The organism is Candidatus Nitrotoga sp. M5 (assembly GCF_927904885.1).
GTDB lineage: Bacteria > Pseudomonadota > Gammaproteobacteria > Burkholderiales > Gallionellaceae > Nitrotoga.
This window is the reverse complement of sequence record NZ_CAKMNW010000066.1, coordinates 1-16,187: the sequence shown is the minus strand read 5'-3', so window position 1 is coordinate 16,187 and position 16,187 is coordinate 1. Positions and strand designations below refer to the sequence as shown.

The window sequence follows — 16,187 nt, the reverse complement described above, 5'->3', positions numbered from 1 at the left end:
TGATGTTGAATGGGGAATGTTATGTTTAGGGTTGTCACCGACTTGAACGTGAATTTTTTGGGAAACCGGGATTTTCTCCCTGAGATTTCCTATCATGTATTCAGGCCAATTGGTGTTCGCGCAACTCATGGAGTATTTACCCTTTCATACGTTCCGCCGATGTGTACAGCGTTACCCTTCAAAATATCCCACTAAAATCTTTTCGCATATCGATCAATTTCTCTGCATAACCTTCGCGCAACTGACTTACCGCGAGAGTCTTCGCGACATCGAAACTTGCCTGCGCGCCCATCAAGCGAAGCTCTATCACTTGGGCATACGAAGCAATATTGTCAAGAGCACGCTGGCCGATGCCAACAAAAAATCGAGACTGCTGCATCTACGCGGATTTCGCGATAAGCCTTATTCAGATCGCCAGAAAGCTTTACGCATGCGACCGCTTTGCTGTGGAGCTGGAGCAGACGGCCTATGCACTCGACACCACAACGGTCGACTTATTCTTGAGCGTCTTTCCATGGGCACATTTTCGCCGAGCAAAAACTGCCGTCAAAATGCATACACTGCTCGACCTGCGCGGCAACATTCCAACCTTCATTCACATCACCGATGGCAAGATGCACGAGGTCAATGTGCTCGACATTTTAATACCCGAAACTGGCAGTTTTTACATCATGGATCGTGGTTTCACCGACTTTGCTCGCTGGTTCACCTTGCATCAAGCGCAGGCGTTCTTTGTCATTCGTGGCAAGTCCAATCTGCTCTTTCCTCGCATCTATTCTCGTCCCGTGGACAAGTCCACGGGACTGTGCTGCGATCAAACCATTGTGTTGGCCGCGCCGAAGGCCAGCAAGGATTACCCGCAGCACCTGCGACGCATCAAGTTCTACAATGCCAAACACGACCGGCATCTGGTCTTTCTGACCAACGACTTCGAGTTGCCTGCGATGACCATCGCTCAGCTTTATCGTTGCCGCTGGCAGGTCGAACTGTTCTTCAAATGGATCAAACAGCATCTTCGGATCAAGCGGTTCTATGGCACTACCGAAAATGCAGTGAAGACACAAATATGGATTGCAATTTCGGTTTACGTCTTGCTCGCCATCGTGAAAAAACGGCTCAATCCCGAGGCTTCGCTTCACACAATCCGACAAATTTTGAGCCTGACTATTTTCAATAAAAAACCACTCTATCAATCACTTAAAGACTCCTACAATTCAAAATATATTCTTATCGGTATCATGTGACACCGATAATAGCTAAATGTTCAACCAGTAAAAAATGGCGGATCCAACTCTGAAGTGCAACTTTTATAAGTGCATTTAGGTGGCGAGCTACGACACCTGATTAACGGTCTGAAACAAGCTGACTTTAATCAAACTGAAATCGCCAAAAACTCTTGAGGCTGCACTTACCCAAGTGCATTAAGCTGTCAAATATAACCGAGGAACAGGTGCAGGAGGCGATAGTGCGAAGCAATCATCGACCTCGAATAGCACTTGGATTTAGAACCCCGCACAAAGTATTTTTCGGGATGCAGGCGCTCTACACCAAGCAACCACTGACTGTTGCACTTCGAACTTGAATCCGCCTTATGCGAGATTGGATTGCATTGAAAAGAAAGGACTCTTTAAAATACTTTACGTGGACAGAGCAGGCATCTTCGGTGGGCCAAAGCGATGTAACTTCTCGCAAATACAGCGTGCCTGCCAAGAGTTAGGCATTGCAATTATCTTTGCTAACTCACCCCAAGGTAAATGCCGCTAAATCTGGTTAAGCAAGGTGGTGCTGATGCTCTAAAGCGGCAAGAAACACCTAACTTACGGCATAAAAACTGTGTGGGTATGGCAATCGAGAAAGCGGTTGTCCAGCTCTCAATAGAGCATCCGCCTTGGACAGCAGAAAGTGGCACTGAAGATGACAGAGGCTCCCGGAGTTGACATAAGTGCTGGCGGTATACGTCGTATGTGGTTAAGAAATAATATGAATACCACTGCACTGAGAGTGAAAGGTCACAAGCCTTGCAAGAAACGGCATAACGCATAGCCACTTTAGCAGCTGGCTTAAATGCTGTTTTTAAATATGTAATTATGGAATAGATTAATACCAGCAAAGCGAACGTCGCTAGTTACTGTATAGCTGCCAAAGAAGGGACATCGCTTAAACGCTCATTAGCGACAATAATATTGTGGTATGAGGAATGACTTGCTAAAGTGATCATGACAAAGTCGCTCGGTAATTAGACCGACAGTTTCCTTTGGTAATTACACTAGTACAGCTGAATTTGAACTGACAGTCACTTCGATCAAATCGGGTAACTGTCAGATGATATCGCGGTTACTACATATAAATACATTACTCTTTGCAGAGTTCAAACACACCTACACCTTCTACCAACTCTTTATTTCTTAGCAAAAGCCCAGCTGAATGGGGTCTTAAACTCTTCTTTACCAAATTTATCTACGCTCTTAAATATAAATCTAGCAACAACAGGTGACGCACCATCATTAATAAGGTCTTGTTCAAAATCTTGGTCAGCTTGTAACTTTTCGGCTGTATTGCCACTTTCACCATAGGCATATTTCAAATCGTGTTTTAACGCAATCTCAATCAAGTTAGGTATATTGAATATTTTAGCAAAAGCATCATCTGGAATCATAGATGCGCCGTCAAACGTCCATTCTTTATAGTTTTCTGGTTTTGCATTTATTCGTTCAACTAAGTGTGTGTAGCCAAAATGATCACATATCCCTTTTGCTCGTTCGTTATTAATTATGTCACCTACTTTTGGGAGAATCATTTTATTTTTTCTTACCCCAAAATTTAACCGCTCACTGCAACCATCCTCATCATCACCTATTTTCCCACCCCACTCCTATACGGAGCGGCCAATCAACGAACGTGTGGCCTAACCATGTTTACGTGATTCAAATGAATGTAGTCAACATGTCGCGCATTTTCAATCACATCCCGAATTTGATGATCCCAATAACATCAATTCCAGAAACTGCGCACACGCTTGACCTGACGGCTGGCACGAATATGCTCGACCTTTACCAGCCGCAGGGAAAACCTGGCTTTGATGAACAACCGACGCTGTCCAGACAAATTAACCGTGAAGAAGATGCACCTCCCACTGCACCGGCACGTCGAGAATGCATCTGTTTATCAATCTCCTGTGATGTGTTGGGCTTCATTTCATTCAGCCCAACCTTACGAGCTTTCTAGAGGTGGAAATCGCCAGATCTTTCTGGCTGATATGCAACCTCGTGGATTTGAACACGCAGAACGCCACCTCCCGGTTTTGGCCACTCAATTTCATCCCCTTGTGAAAGACCAAGCAATGCGCTTCCAATGGGCGCCAAAATTGACAATGTCTTACCACTCAAATCACTGTCTTTAGGATAGACAAGCCTCAACTCGAACTCATCATTCGAAGACGCAACTTTAAATCGCACAGTTGAGTTCATAGTGACAACAGTAGGTGGAACATCTTTTGGCTTTACTATTTTAGCCCTAGCCAACTCGGACTCCAACTCAACCTTACCTATAAACTCATTGTTTGGTAATGAGTCCAAGAGTTTTTCTAACCTTTCGGAATCCACAGTTGAGATTATTATTTCTGGCCTTACTTTCATTTCCATCCTCGCTTTCATATCTATCTGCTGTAACTGCTGTAACGCTCTCTCAATTCGACTGTAAAACCAGCGGCCAAACACCTCAATCAGCCGGCTCGTCAGCACAAGAGCGGAGTCAATTCAAACATTACAACATTTTTTTCGGTCTTCTTTAAACTTCCGCAGTGCACGACTTACCATCATGTAGTGTACCCTGAAATGGCTCCCAATCTCTGCCATCATATAAGTATCGGAAAGGTGTGACTGAGCTATTGCCTGACCTCTATTTGGATATCGTATGCAGCACTTATCCAGCGACAAAACGATTGTTTTTTTAATGTCACTTTGAAACTTCTCATAGAGCTTCCGAGTTTGTTGTCTGCGACTAGCGTTCTCCTATAGCATTACCATCCAACAACAGTTATGACTTATATCAAGCATGCTGTAGCGCCCTTGAAGATACTCAGTCAGAACATGACGGCGACTACCCTGAGGGATTTGACTATCAGTGAATTGTAATATGGCTTGATAGAAAGTCAGAGCTGACTCAACGCCTTTTCTCGTTCGTAACTTAGAGGAAGTCGACCTGGAAAGTCACAGCTGTCTAGATTAATTTTTTTTCGATACGCACTGATAGTAAAGTGGTCATTAAATCCTGTTATTTCCGTGTTTGTAAGCTCAACTCTTTCAATAATCAATGAATTAAAGATCCTTGTAAATTAAACCATGCTCGTGAAAAAGTTCCTCGCAGCATACTTATCTCATTGATAAATTTCATTATATAAGCTTCCAATTTATCTTTCTGGGAAAACTATTTATTTTTTTCGATCATTTCTGCATCTGGAAAAAGCAGGTTACAGTAAAGCTTTGGGGTACCAGATTTGGAGTCCTGGAGGCTTGGGAGGCCCAGGCGCCATAGCTAGAACGATTTATCCAAATGGAAAGAGGTGCAAACCGAATCCTGATGGATTTGATAAAAAGCTTTGTATAACATTTGTATACGTGGATTATTTAAAAAAATAGATATTCTCAGCATTGCCACAAAATAAGGAGCTAGCGATGTATTCTAGATTAATGACCATAGCTTTTTTGATAATCCAGATTTTTCCAGCTATGGCCGAAGTACCTTTACCGGAAAGTTGCCTGCATAACCCGTATGTGTTCACCTGCTTTTGGCCTCACGAAACGAAATTGCGCGATTTCCATCATAAGCAAATCGATGATATTGCTATCGAAGTTGAAACAAGTTTCAAGACAGCCACTCCACTCAATGAAATATTACTTAAAGGACATGCATCAACCTGGGTAGAAGGTACCCCTGTTAAGGAAAATGCAGTTGCTCGGGCCCTCGCAGCTCGTAAAATCCTGGAAGATCGGCTGAGTGTATATGGTGTACCTCTTGACCGAATTAACATTATAGCCACCGGTGTTGGAGATGAAGTGCCTTTATACACGAACGATACAGCTGAGGGGCGTGCATACAATCGCCGTGTAGAAGTTACTCTTACCCACACACCGCTTATGCCAGACAAACCTGCTGTAAAACCTGAAGACGAAGAAACAGCTGCGCTAGTATTCTCAAAAAATACAACAAAAGAAGCAAAAACCAACCTCAAAATTCCAATCGACATGCCGCCAGTGCGTTTTCCAGAAATTAAAGGCTGCGACAAGTCTCAAAAAGAAAGACTCAATAAAGTATGGGCCCTTGCTCACTATTATACTTGGCGTGCCGATCAGGTGATGGACTGGCTACAGTCTCACCCGGAGCTGCGTGCCGAAGCCTGGAACAAAAATGCGCCCACAAAGAAAGGGGATCTGCAGAATGCCAGTCCTCGAAACTGGTTTGGTCCCTATAGTAACGGGCGTTTTAAAAATGTGGATATGGCTATTGAAAAAGTTTTCAAAAAACGCTTTTCAAACCACACTTTTAAGTTGGTGTGTAAAGAGTCGACAGACAAAGATCCTGATGCAAGTCATTACGTTTTCGGGCGTATCGTCATTTACGACTCATTCTTTCATGAAAAGCATAAAACTTTAGAACGCCTTTTTAAATCCAAAATTGCATATCAGGCGCTTACAGTTATACATGAACTCTATCACCCTCTGTCCCTGCACAATGGAACCTGGTTGATGGATACGCATTGCAATGGTGAAAAATGCGATAAATTTTACAACGAAGAAGTACTGGATTTATCATGGGGCGACCGGAATCGAGATTATCGTCTGGCGATCCGTAATAATGACAATCACGCATTTTTCATTACAACGTTAGGTGACTTGATTCACAAAGGAAAACTGCTACAGTTTCCACCAAAATAACGTCGTCCAAGTTGATACATAATCCGCTACTTCTCTCTTGGTAGAGGAAGTAAGGCTGCGTTCGATCAGACCGGTGCTTTTTTTCATCCTGATGACAATATAACCAGATGACGTCGCGATTCCTACAAATAAAGAGCACCCGTAAATTTCAGTCTGATAGTTCTGACTATCCGTACAGTGTGATGAGTTTTTTGGGTGTTAGTACTGACCCCATTTGGTTCAACGCTGCGAGTTAGGAAACCGAAGTGGTAGCTGTTGTCAGGCCAAATTATTCTTTGGGCCTAAATTCTCTTTCAGACTTTCTCCAAGCATCCTCAAGGGCCTTATACGCATTAGAAAACCCTTTTTTCATATGATCCCACGCATCGGCTGAACTGGTTTTCATACTGCCATACCATTCTGCAACCTGATTCCGTTGCTTGCGAAGAGCCTTAAGGTTCTCTCGCGCTTTCATACGCGCGTCCTTGCTCATTTTTCCCCAATTTTTATCAATCCTCGCTTCCAGCGCATCAATATGTATATCCAGTGTATCCAGATTCTCTTTTGCTTTTTGAACTACTTCATCTTTCTTATCGGCAGTATATGAGCCGATAACTTGGAGTAAATCCTGCGTTTCTTTCTTAACCGCTTCTATTGATGTGTTGGTGTTTTCCGTTTGGGCATAGCAGAGTGGAGCAACACCAAGCATGCCGATCAACATCAATGCACCAATGTGTGATTTCATTTTTCCTCCCTGATTGTTGGCTGCTCTTAAATATGATGTTTACTTGAATCTCGAAGCGGCTGTCTTCAGTGCATTACTAAGCGTCCCACGCACTATCCATGCCTGCATTTATTCCTCCCATGCATCATTTTTAAGCTCGTCAAATTTGCTGTTGGCCGCCTCTTGCTTGAATCGTAGATCCTCGATTACTTTGTAGTACTCAAGTTATGCATCGGCTTCCGCTTTATCTGCTTTTGCTTTGAGCTTGTTGATCTCTGCGCTCCACCCATCCAATTGCGCCTGAATTTTTTTGGTAAGCTTCTTTCGTACTCATTGTTAATCTATATTTATAGTTTGTGTCTACACTCAATTTATACTTCTAATTGACAAACACCAATATGATATTAGTTCTCGTTGTGAACTAATCAGTCGCGGTAAGCGGGCAGGCAGTAGCAGAGTAAGGCTTGCGAGATGCGCCACAAACGAGGCCACAGAAGACTGACCGCTTGATCACGCTTATTTACGCCATGTTCGATTGCCTTAGTAGTAGACACTCTCAAGACGCGCATTGGATTTCTCGATAACAACTTTATACGCTGCTCCCATCTTGGATAGTCTCTGAATAGCCGCGCGAACAACTTCCTGGTTCACTGTTGACCCCGTAGAAAACGAGTGCTGGATGGGCACACCAAAGCCAGCATTCCTTGACAACATTAGAGATTTGACGGTATCGAACTTGGCTGCAGCGAGACGTTTCTCTATTCTTTCAATTGCTTGCGAATACGCTTCGTCCTTTTTCATCCATTCATCAATATTAATTTTACCGTCTGAGAGATCATCAGTTAGCGCTGCTTGAACCGTCTTCATGTTTAAAAGGTTCTTAGCATCGATGACCGCCTCACCAAACTTTACCTCATTCCTCACATCATCAATACTTTGCATAAATCGGTAAAAAATAACGGTGGTTGTCACGGCTTCTGTTCCGAAAGTGTCTGCGTCTTTAATGCTTGTAGATGCCGCGTACAAGAATGCAAACAAACCAGGAGACAAACGGTTCATAGAGAACGCCAGGCTCGATGACGCCGTTGATGAAGATTTGGCAGCCTCTGCAACTGCGTTGACAACATCAGTGTAAGCTTCAATTGCACCCGGACTCATTGCTGGTGCTATTGCAGTCGGATCTTGCGCCGCTGCGACTGCCTTCAATGCCTTAGTCACAACGCTAGCGATCTTGTCCAAGCTAAATTCACTTGTGTATTCAGTCTTAATATCGGAGTTGTAACCAATCTCTCTCGCATCTGCCACATTGGCATCGGCCAGATGCGACTTGATCGCGTCAAAAAAAGTGGCCTTGTACACACTTTCTTGCTCCTTGACCATTGATTGCATCTTATCAATTTGAGATTTAGCTACTACGGTTTTGTCGGCAACGGTTTTGACCGATCCGGAAGTGCATGCCATATTGTGTCTCCTTGGTTAAGTTACCTATTCATGAGGCATTTTGGATTTTGCCCTGCTTATTAAAGTGGTGTTTAGCAGCCTGACAGACCTCAAGAAATAGTAACCGCTCAGTTCAATTTCAGCCGATTTTCTTTAACTCAGACAAGCTGCTAGATGCCAATAGTGCCATAAATTATGGCTGCAACTCACGACCCATATCAATCGATCATGCATGCCGCCGGGTAAATTACCGATAACCGTAAGTTGTTTGTGAAACGTGCGCAATCATTTGTCGTGCTTTTGGTCAGCCGGAATACTTTGTTCTGAGGATTTATGAACAACATTACTAATAATTTGAGGAACAAACCTCTCTGAAAACCCTGCAACGAATGACCAAAATATAAATTTTGCAAAATCTTGACCTGTTAAAGGATAAGTTTTGGTGAACAAATTAATCATAAAATCAACATCTGGAATAGAATTAGTAGGCTCAGGGATGTAAAAGGATGGGAACACAGAGCCTGATACGATACCAGACAGAAACAAGCAATATAGAATTAACGAAAATACACCACCAAAAACTGGAACTAAAAGAATTTGAAACCAGGATCTAGTAAGTAGTGTCAGCTCTTCATCAGACACGGTTTTAATTCTTTGTTGGATACTTACAAAGCCCCCAATTATGCCGCATAAAAATCCAGCCCACGTCATCATAAATCGTTGACTGAAATAATAACTTAAACCAAAAATTGCACTAAAAATCAACACGGATACAACCGTCATGACTATTAGCCGTTTTGTCAGTATATGAATATTAGCGATTCTATCCATGGTTTCCTCAGAATAACGCTGCAGAAAGCCTCATTCTAAAACCCTGTTTCAGCTTTGGGTGGGATTTATTCAAAACAAACGGCTATCTTCATTTTCAGCTGCCTGATTTTTGATTAGATTCCCAGTGGAAATTTGCCTGATCTGACAAGTCTATCTATTCGATGCAGAGGCGAGATAATCTTGCTTCCAGTCTTTTATCTTGCATAACCATGATTTGCCAGCTTCCTGGTTTTAAGCGTCACGCAATACAATTTCCACTGATCATCCACTTTTATTTTGCCGTGTAGCAGAAAGCGGCGCGTGATCATTCATTTGCTCGATCAATATCGATCTTCGCCTGCATCAGTTAGATACAATTTCCTGGTCATCGCATTTGCCCTGCAAGAACAAAAAACTTGGGACACATTACTTAATTCTTTGCGCAAATAAGTAATGTGTCCCTAGATTTCCCGTGTGTGTACGTAGTGTCCTCAAGCACCCATCATAGTGTAGCTAGTGCTGATTGCGAAGGGCTCACTTGTTAAAGTTGTCTGCGTGAAAACGCAGATGCTCTTCGATAAAACTGGCGATAAAATAGTAGCTGTGGTCATAACCTTCGTGGCGACGCAGCTGCAGAGGGTAAGCATTAGCTGTTGCGGCTGCTTCCAGCCGCTCTGGTTGCAACTGCTCAATCATAAATCCGTCGGCCTCACCTTGATCCACTAATGCAGGTACCAGCTGCGTGGCTTCACGCATCAGCACGCTGGCATCGTAATCACGCCAGCTTTGAGCATCACCACCCAAGTAAGCGGCAAAGGCTTTTTTACCCCATGGGCAATTCATCGGGTTGCTGATGGGACTAAAAGCCGACACCGAACTGTAGCGCTGCGGATTGCGCAGGGCTACAACCAAGGCGCCGTGCCCACCCATGGAGTGCCCAGCAATAGCACGTTGCTCGTTTACCGGAAACGTCGACTCGATCAACTGCGGCAGTTCGTTCACCACGTAGTCGTACATTTGATAATGGCAGCTCCAGGGTGCCTGGGTAGCGTTGACATAGAAACCGGCGCCCTGGCCAAGATCGTTACCCTCATCATCCGCCACGTCGTCTCCACGCGGACTGGTATCCGAAGCCACGATGGCGATGCCCAGCTCGGCGGCAACACGATGGGCACCTGCTTTCTGCATAAAGTTTTCGTCCGTACACGTCAGGCCAGACAACCAGTACAGCACCGGCACCTTCTGTCCGTTGGCGGCTTGGGGAGGCAGGTAAATAGCAAAACGCATGGCGCAGTTCAGTACCTGCGAGTGGTGACTGTATTGCTTGTGCCAGCCCGCAAAGCTCTTGTTGCTGCTCAGATTTTCAATATTCATGCAAAGTCCCTCCTGAAATAGTAACTCCGTCTCGCGCCTTATCCACAGCCGCGGAGTAGTAACGGCGGTTACTTGTCGAAATGGATGACACTGCGAATGCTTTTGCCCTCATGCATCAAATCAAAGGCTTTGTTGATATCGTCAAGCCCCATAGTATGGGTGATGAAGTCATCCAGCTTGAATTCACCCTTCAGGTAACGCTCGACGTAACCCGGTAGCTCAGAGCGGCCTTTTACGCCGCCGAAGGCGGAGCCACGCCATACCCGACCGGTCACCAACTGGAACGGGCGGGTAGAGATCTCCTGACCAGCACCGGCGACACCAATCACCACCGACTCACCCCAGCCTTTGTGGCAGCATTCCAGCGCCGAGCGCATTAAATTGACGTTACCGATACACTCGAAGGAATAGTCAACGCCACCATCGGTCAATTCGACGATAACATCCTGAATTGGCTTGTCGCCATAGTCCTTCGGATTGATACAGTCGGTCGCGCCTAGCTTACGCGCCAGTTCAAACTTGCTCTCGTTGATGTCGATGCCGATAATGCGGCTGGCTTTCGCCATCGTGGCACCGATAACGGCCGACAGGCCGATACCGCCCAGGCCGAAGATAGCAACCGTCGCGCCCTCTTCCACCTTGGCTGTGTTCATTACCGCGCCCATGCCGGTGGTCACCCCGCAACCCAGCAGGCACACTTCTTTCAACGAGGCTAGCTTGTTAACCTTTGCCAGCGCAATTTCCGGCACTACGGTGTACTCGGAGAAGGTGGAGCAGCCCATGTAATGATGAATGGGCTTGCCGTCCTTATAAAAACGGGTGGTGCCGTCGGGCATCAGGCCCTTACCCTGGGTTGCACGAATCTTCTGACAGAGGTTGGTTTTGCCGGATGTGCAAAACTTACACTCGCCACACTCAGGCGTATACAGCGGAATCACATGGTCGCCTACCGCGACGCTAGTCACGCCTTCACCCAGCTGTTCGACAATAGCGCCGCCTTCGTGTCCCAGAATAACTGGAAAAAGACCTTCCGGATCGTCCCCGGACAGGGTGAAAGCGTCGGTATGACAAACACCACTGGCAATCACACGCAACAAAACTTCACCGGCTTGTGGCGGCATCACGTCGACTTCTTCAATCGACAGAGGCTGGCCAGGCCCCCACGCTACTGCGGCTTTGGATTTGATCATTTGTGTCATTAGAATTGCTCCTGTAGTGTTGACGAGTTTAGGCGGTGATGACGCCGTATTGGTGCGCTTTTCAGAGATTTCCTGGAACGCTAAGTTACCTCAATTGACTGTCCTTGCTGCCGCGACGGTTGTAGCTGCTAAGCCCTGCCTTCTGTTTATCAAGTTCGGTCTGGCAAATAATACAGCGCCGCACGCCGGCAACCGCTTTGCGACGCGCCTCCGAGATTGCAGTTCCACATTCTTCACAATGCGTTAGGCTTGCACCGATGGGTAACTGGCTACGAGCCGCCGCTACAGCATCTTCCACGCTAGCGTCAATTTGCTCTTGAACCGCACCATCTCGAGACCACCCACCGGCCATAACTCGCTCCTGTTCTTCCTGAGTTTAACTGCAAAACTTTAGAGTAACTACCCACGAAATCTTAATTTTTACTGAGAGCAACCTACTGGTGCAACCCTGATAAAGTCCATCATATTCATAAAGACACCTCTAAAAATTTTATTTTTAGCAATAACCATAAGATTTAAAGCATCATAATTGTTTTCAAGGTTCGCTTGAGCACTGGCGCTTCCAGGAAAATGGAATAGTTTATGGAGTTTGGGCGATTTACCCCCATAACAGGCACCTGTTACCCACAGTACGCATGTTGATCGATTATTTTGCCGAAAAATTATCAAGTCATTCTGTTCTGGCACATTGATTGGCTGTAATAAGCGGTGAGTTCAACTTACTTTGTACCGCAACCTTATGTTCTTCGGAATATCGAGGCACTATCCCTGATCCAGTCCAGCTGGTTAGAAATCAAGTAGTGCCAACTAACCTGTTACTACAAACCAGTGGGGGCTAGCATCCCAACATTTTGCTTGAATGTTAGTCCTGACCCGACAAAATTCTGGGGACATAACTTATATTCCTTGCGCAATTAAGTAATGCGCCCCCAGAATTCTACTTACCAAGTGCTGACAGCATATAATCTCCGGTATCGACACGGATAAATGTGGTTGAGGTCGCCAGAGCGACAGTAACTATCCTGCAAGGAGTTGACCTGATGCGCATTCGTCATCCTGTATGGGGAATTCTCTTTTTCCTATTTGGAGTGCCATTCACCGCTTACAGTGACGGCGGCCACTGGTGGGTATCAGAAAACGGTACAGAACCGTGGAGACTGATTGGCCGATCGTGTATGCACGAAAGCCAATTGCGAGGCGGCGACTTCAATGGCGACCTAAAGATGGATCTTTTTAGCGTCCAGAGTGGCCAATTTATGGTGTCTTATAGCGGCGGCGGTAAATGGTCCAATTGGACACTACTCCGTCTTGCTCCAAATCTTGGGCCCAAGAATATTCGATTCGGCGATTTTACTGGTGACGGTGTCACCGATATTTTTATCGTACAAAACGGGGGATGGTATCTTTCTAAATCTGGCAAGGAAAAGTGGAAGCGCATTAATAAATCAGGGTATGCACTCGAGGACTTGCGTTTTGGTGATTATGATGGAGATCGCATCACAGACGTCTATAGCCGCTCGGCCGGTAAATGGCAGGTTTCAATAAGCGGTCGTAGCAAATGGAAAACGATAAACTTCTCCGACTCAAATATGAAACCAGGGTGGGCTGACCCTGGCAAAGCACTTCTTAATATAGGAGACTTTGTTGGCAACTCGAAGAACGATAAATTTGTTGCAGATACGATCGGCTGTCCAGACACTGCATCCACTAAGTCCGTTTGCGGCATGGACAGTTGCCCTTCGGGCTACCATCCAACGCAGCTGATCCCGCAGGTCAATGGTAAGAAAAGCTTTTGCTATCACAACAACACCTCTAACACCAAAGTCATATGCAAACCGAATTGGGGTGACTCTTTCAAGATGTGTCAGGGTGGCCCTGATCCCACCGAGTGCCCGCCAGGTTATACCAATCGAAATTCTAATGGAATAGTCGACTTGTCATTTCATGAAAACTGCGGGCACCAGGACAACAATCAAATAGCGTGCTGGCGATCGTCAGCCACATCCTCCGGAAGTCAAGGCCTGACTATCGCCAAGACAAATGTTCGTAAACATCCCGCAGTATATTCCCGAGGCGTAGACAAGCTTGACGTCGTCGGATACGGGATGGATGACAAATACTATTTATCAAGTTGGAACGGTGAAAGTTGGTCCAACTGGTCGCCAATTGGCGTCGGAGAATTTGAGTCAGGTCCAGCGATTGGTAGTTTACATCGGCGTGCCCTCGGCGCCGATCAACTAAGCGTAATCGGACTGGGCAAAGATGATCACTACTACCAGTCGGATTGGAACGACCAACGTTGGTCAGCATGGAAACAGATTGGCAACGGATTGTTTACCAGCGCGCCATCACTGCTGTCGAGTCAGGATCCTTACCTGTTCGGGATCGGAAAGGACCGCCGAGTCTATTTCGCGACTCTCGTTAACGGTCGATGGAGCAAATGGACGCCGATAGGGTCAGGGACGTTCACGTCGGCGCCCAGCGCAGTTTCCATGGACTCTTCACTTTATGTGTTCGCGCGTGGGGACGAATCAGGAATGTATTTCAGCTCGAAAGCGGCAGGGCAACAGTGGTCTGAATGGGCACGTATCGGCAATGGCACTTTCGACTCTGCTCCGGCGGCCGTTAGTTGGAAAAATGGTCAGCTAGATGTATTTGCGCTTGGTAAGGATTCCAAGATGTGGCAAGCACGTTATCACCAAAATGCGTGGAGCGGTTGGTTCAAGATGAATGGAGACGTCGTAAATTCTGCCCCCAGCGTGGTATCAACATCTGCCACTCAGGCCGACATGGTAGTCGTCGGCAAGGACGGCCGTATTTATCACAATGTTTGGTCAGGCGACCGATGGTCAGGCTGGCTGGCCGACACTCCGACTGCCATCTTTCAGTAACTTTCAAATCACCGACTCAGCGACGACAACGCAACCCTTGTGGACAGGCTGTTGCGAGCCAAGCGCGGGGCCAGTTCAAACATTACAATTTTTTTCTCGGTCTTCTTTAAACTTCCGCATTGGGCGACTTACCGTAATGCAAGAAAGAAGCAGGTCTTGCAGTCATGCATTTTTAATTCGCCGAATAATTTTTTTCTGAGTGATCTTGCTATAAGTGCCGGTACCGTAACATTTTTTCCGTATTAAAAGACCTGCCCTGTTGCCTATTGAATACCACAAGATCAATGAATTACGAATTCAATTGTTGATTATGTTTTATGCAAACCAACTTAACTTAGCAATGCCTTACAGTCATAATATGATTGTTGATAAACGACAATTGCATGCACTAAATTACGCACTGAATCAATAAAATTAGTATCAATACTATATGAGGGAAAGCCACTGTAGGCCGAATTGATTGACGGATATATTCATTAATTAGGGATATACCACTTAAATGACTCTTAAGATATTCACTGTTGAATTGAAATGCACTCTCTTCACTTTTGTCTGAAATATATTTCTCGATCTGTAACAAGCGTGGCTCCAAACGTGACTGAAACGTCTTCCAAATTGCATCCTGGAGCCATAGCACCATCAAAACCAGAACTGTAAAAATGCTTGTTACATCCGATATCACTGCCGCCGACAATACAATAACGCTTAGTAGTTTTATATATAGAGAGTGTTTTTCATAGCTATCGAACTGATTCTGAAGTAAGCACCATTCTGCTTTAAATTCTTTTGTTTCCATTAACTACTCAGACCTTTGTTGTAGTGTGCGAATTATTATCATTAAGCTGTAATCGGTAAATTAAACAGCCCTCGTCAGTGACGAATTCCAGCGGATATTTTTTCTGGGTAACAATTTATTTGAAATTTCGTCGTTTACTGTTTTTTATTGGGCGTTTTCTTATTATAAAGTTAAGCCTGATTACCCCTAAAACATCCGAGATTGAGAAGCGTCGGAGCATAGGCGGGGAACGTAGAGCTACCCACACTAATTGTGGCGACATTTCCTTCAGCCTATAACCTGGATTGCAGCGATATTGAAACGTTACCAGAATGGAATGAACAAAAGAATTAGGTCTTGCAATCATGTAATTTTACATCTCGCCTGCTAAAGGTATTCTGAATTTTTTCATAAGTACTAGTGCTGTAATAATTTAGCATGCTACTGCAACACTTAACTCTTTTGTCTATCGTTGCAGAATCTATTGTGGCTCATTACTACCGAGCCCTATAGTCATAAATAAAATTGATGCCACACCTATATAGGTACGAATATGGTTCCACCATTGCCACCTCTTTTGATACATTGGCCAAACTTCTTTTGAAGCGGACACGTCTGTACGTGCTAGTAGATTGTTCAGAGGGACATTGAACAGCATCGTAATTCCGAATGGACCAATTATGTATGCAAGTGCACCAATTAACAGATACAAGCTTCCTGATTCATTGATATTTTGAATTGAGGTAAAAGCTATTACTGAACACAAAACTGGGGTTGCCAAGAAGAGCACCATAAATACTGGATTAATTATCGTTACGTTAATTCGCTGCATAGCGAACATGCCTTTATCTGATGGGAGATCCGACAGTGCCCTCATGATAAAGTTAGAAAACGCAAAAAGTAGCCCCGTTATTAAACCTGCGCCTAAAATGGAAGCAACAATGATGACTGTAATTAATCCACTCATGATATCTAAGTACTCTCCCCTCGGTTTATTTACGCCTAATAAGATAAATAAGAAAAATAAGGGTCAGGTCTTTCCGTATCGCATTACTACGATAC

General features: G+C 45.0%; 12 protein-coding genes and 2 pseudogenes. 5 read left to right on the top strand and 9 right to left on the bottom strand.

Annotation, left to right across the window (positions count from 1 at the left end):
- Positions 1-94 precede the first annotated feature (94 nt).
- Positions 95-1,244: pseudogene (locus tag MJ770_RS12275) on the top strand (IS4 family transposase).
- A 364-nt stretch (positions 1,245-1,608) separates the two neighbouring features.
- A pseudogene (locus MJ770_RS12270) lies at positions 1,609-1,761 on the top strand (ISNCY family transposase); the annotation flags it as partial.
- 637 nt (positions 1,762-2,398) lie between these two features.
- Here the strand turns inward: MJ770_RS12270 and MJ770_RS12265 are convergent.
- Positions 2,399-2,797, bottom strand: coding sequence for a hypothetical protein (locus tag MJ770_RS12265; protein WP_239254765.1), 399 nt, complete (start codon positions 2,795-2,797; stop codon positions 2,399-2,401).
- Positions 2,798-2,928: 131 nt separating this feature from the next.
- Between MJ770_RS12265 and MJ770_RS12260 the strand changes: the two genes are divergently transcribed.
- Entirely contained in the window at positions 2,929-3,225 is a 297-nt protein-coding gene (locus MJ770_RS12260; protein ID WP_239254763.1) for a hypothetical protein, read from the top strand.
- Here the strand turns inward: MJ770_RS12260 and rnk are convergent.
- Entirely contained in the window at positions 3,222-3,653 is a 432-nt protein-coding gene (gene rnk, locus MJ770_RS12255) for a nucleoside diphosphate kinase regulator (protein WP_239254761.1), read from the bottom strand. The genes MJ770_RS12260 and rnk overlap by 4 nt on opposite strands.
- Before the next feature lie 1,152 nt (positions 3,654-4,805).
- Here rnk and MJ770_RS12250 point away from each other — a divergent pair.
- The gene (locus tag MJ770_RS12250; RefSeq protein WP_239254759.1) at positions 4,806-5,933 is read left to right on the top strand and encodes a hypothetical protein; all 1,128 of its coding nucleotides are present in this window, start codon (positions 4,806-4,808) and stop codon (positions 5,931-5,933) included.
- 268 nt (positions 5,934-6,201) lie between these two features.
- Here the strand turns inward: MJ770_RS12250 and MJ770_RS12245 are convergent, their stop codons facing one another.
- The 6 genes from MJ770_RS12245 to MJ770_RS12220 all read right to left on the bottom strand — a co-directional run bounded on the left by MJ770_RS12245 (position 6,202) and on the right by MJ770_RS12220 (position 11,811).
- Positions 6,202-6,657, bottom strand: coding sequence for a hypothetical protein (locus tag MJ770_RS12245; protein ID WP_239254757.1), 456 nt, complete (start codon positions 6,655-6,657; stop codon positions 6,202-6,204).
- 519 nt (positions 6,658-7,176) lie between these two features.
- Entirely contained in the window at positions 7,177-8,097 is a 921-nt protein-coding gene (locus tag MJ770_RS12240) for a hypothetical protein (protein ID WP_239254755.1), read from the bottom strand.
- A 264-nt stretch (positions 8,098-8,361) separates the two neighbouring features.
- Positions 8,362-8,907 (bottom strand): hypothetical protein, encoded by a 546-nt coding sequence (locus MJ770_RS12235; RefSeq protein WP_239254753.1) that lies wholly within the window; start codon positions 8,905-8,907, stop codon positions 8,362-8,364.
- 513 nt (positions 8,908-9,420) lie between these two features.
- Positions 9,421-10,260, bottom strand: a complete 840-nt coding sequence (gene fghA, locus MJ770_RS12230) for an S-formylglutathione hydrolase (RefSeq protein ID WP_305855815.1) — start codon at positions 10,258-10,260, stop codon at positions 9,421-9,423.
- Between the two features lie 68 nt (positions 10,261-10,328).
- The gene (locus MJ770_RS12225) at positions 10,329-11,459 is read right to left on the bottom strand and encodes an S-(hydroxymethyl)glutathione dehydrogenase/class III alcohol dehydrogenase (protein WP_445083159.1); all 1,131 of its coding nucleotides are present in this window, start codon (positions 11,457-11,459) and stop codon (positions 10,329-10,331) included.
- 85 nt (positions 11,460-11,544) lie between these two features.
- Positions 11,545-11,811 carry a DksA/TraR family C4-type zinc finger protein gene (locus tag MJ770_RS12220; protein ID WP_239254751.1) on the bottom strand — a complete coding sequence of 89 codons (267 nt, stop codon included), beginning with the start codon at positions 11,809-11,811 and terminating at the stop codon, positions 11,545-11,547.
- Between the two features lie 688 nt (positions 11,812-12,499).
- Between MJ770_RS12220 and MJ770_RS12215 the strand changes: the two genes are divergently transcribed.
- Positions 12,500-14,350: an FG-GAP-like repeat-containing protein gene (locus MJ770_RS12215; RefSeq protein ID WP_239254749.1), complete on the top strand. Its 1,851-nt coding sequence runs from the start codon at positions 12,500-12,502 to the stop codon at positions 14,348-14,350.
- Between the two features lie 1,256 nt (positions 14,351-15,606).
- On the opposite strand, the gene MJ770_RS12210 is transcribed toward MJ770_RS12215, so the two are convergent.
- On the bottom strand, positions 15,607-16,092 hold the full coding sequence (locus tag MJ770_RS12210) for an anthrone oxygenase family protein (RefSeq protein WP_239254747.1): 486 nt from the start codon (positions 16,090-16,092) through the stop codon (positions 15,607-15,609).
- Positions 16,093-16,187: the final 95 nt, after the last annotated feature.

Coding starts and splice junctions, on each gene's coding strand:
- MJ770_RS12225 (WP_445083159.1), bottom strand. CDS start 11,459: ATGACACAAATGATCAAATCCAAAGCCGCAGTAGCGTGGGGGCCTGGC.
- MJ770_RS12240 (WP_239254755.1), bottom strand. CDS start 8,097: ATGGCATGCACTTCCGGATCGGTCAAAACCGTTGCCGACAAAACCGTA.
- MJ770_RS12260 (WP_239254763.1), top strand. CDS start 2,929: ATGAATGTAGTCAACATGTCGCGCATTTTCAATCACATCCCGAATTTG.
- fghA (WP_305855815.1), bottom strand. CDS start 10,260: ATGAATATTGAAAATCTGAGCAGCAACAAGAGCTTTGCGGGCTGGCAC.
- MJ770_RS12220 (WP_239254751.1), bottom strand. CDS start 11,811: ATGGCCGGTGGGTGGTCTCGAGATGGTGCGGTTCAAGAGCAAATTGAC.
- MJ770_RS12215 (WP_239254749.1), top strand. CDS start 12,500: ATGCGCATTCGTCATCCTGTATGGGGAATTCTCTTTTTCCTATTTGGA.
- MJ770_RS12235 (WP_239254753.1), bottom strand. CDS start 8,907: ATGGATAGAATCGCTAATATTCATATACTGACAAAACGGCTAATAGTC.
- MJ770_RS12245 (WP_239254757.1), bottom strand. CDS start 6,657: ATGAAATCACACATTGGTGCATTGATGTTGATCGGCATGCTTGGTGTT.
- rnk (WP_239254761.1), bottom strand. CDS start 3,653: ATGAAAGCGAGGATGGAAATGAAAGTAAGGCCAGAAATAATAATCTCA.
- MJ770_RS12265 (WP_239254765.1), bottom strand. CDS start 2,797: ATGATTCTCCCAAAAGTAGGTGACATAATTAATAACGAACGAGCAAAA.
- MJ770_RS12210 (WP_239254747.1), bottom strand. CDS start 16,092: ATGAGTGGATTAATTACAGTCATCATTGTTGCTTCCATTTTAGGCGCA.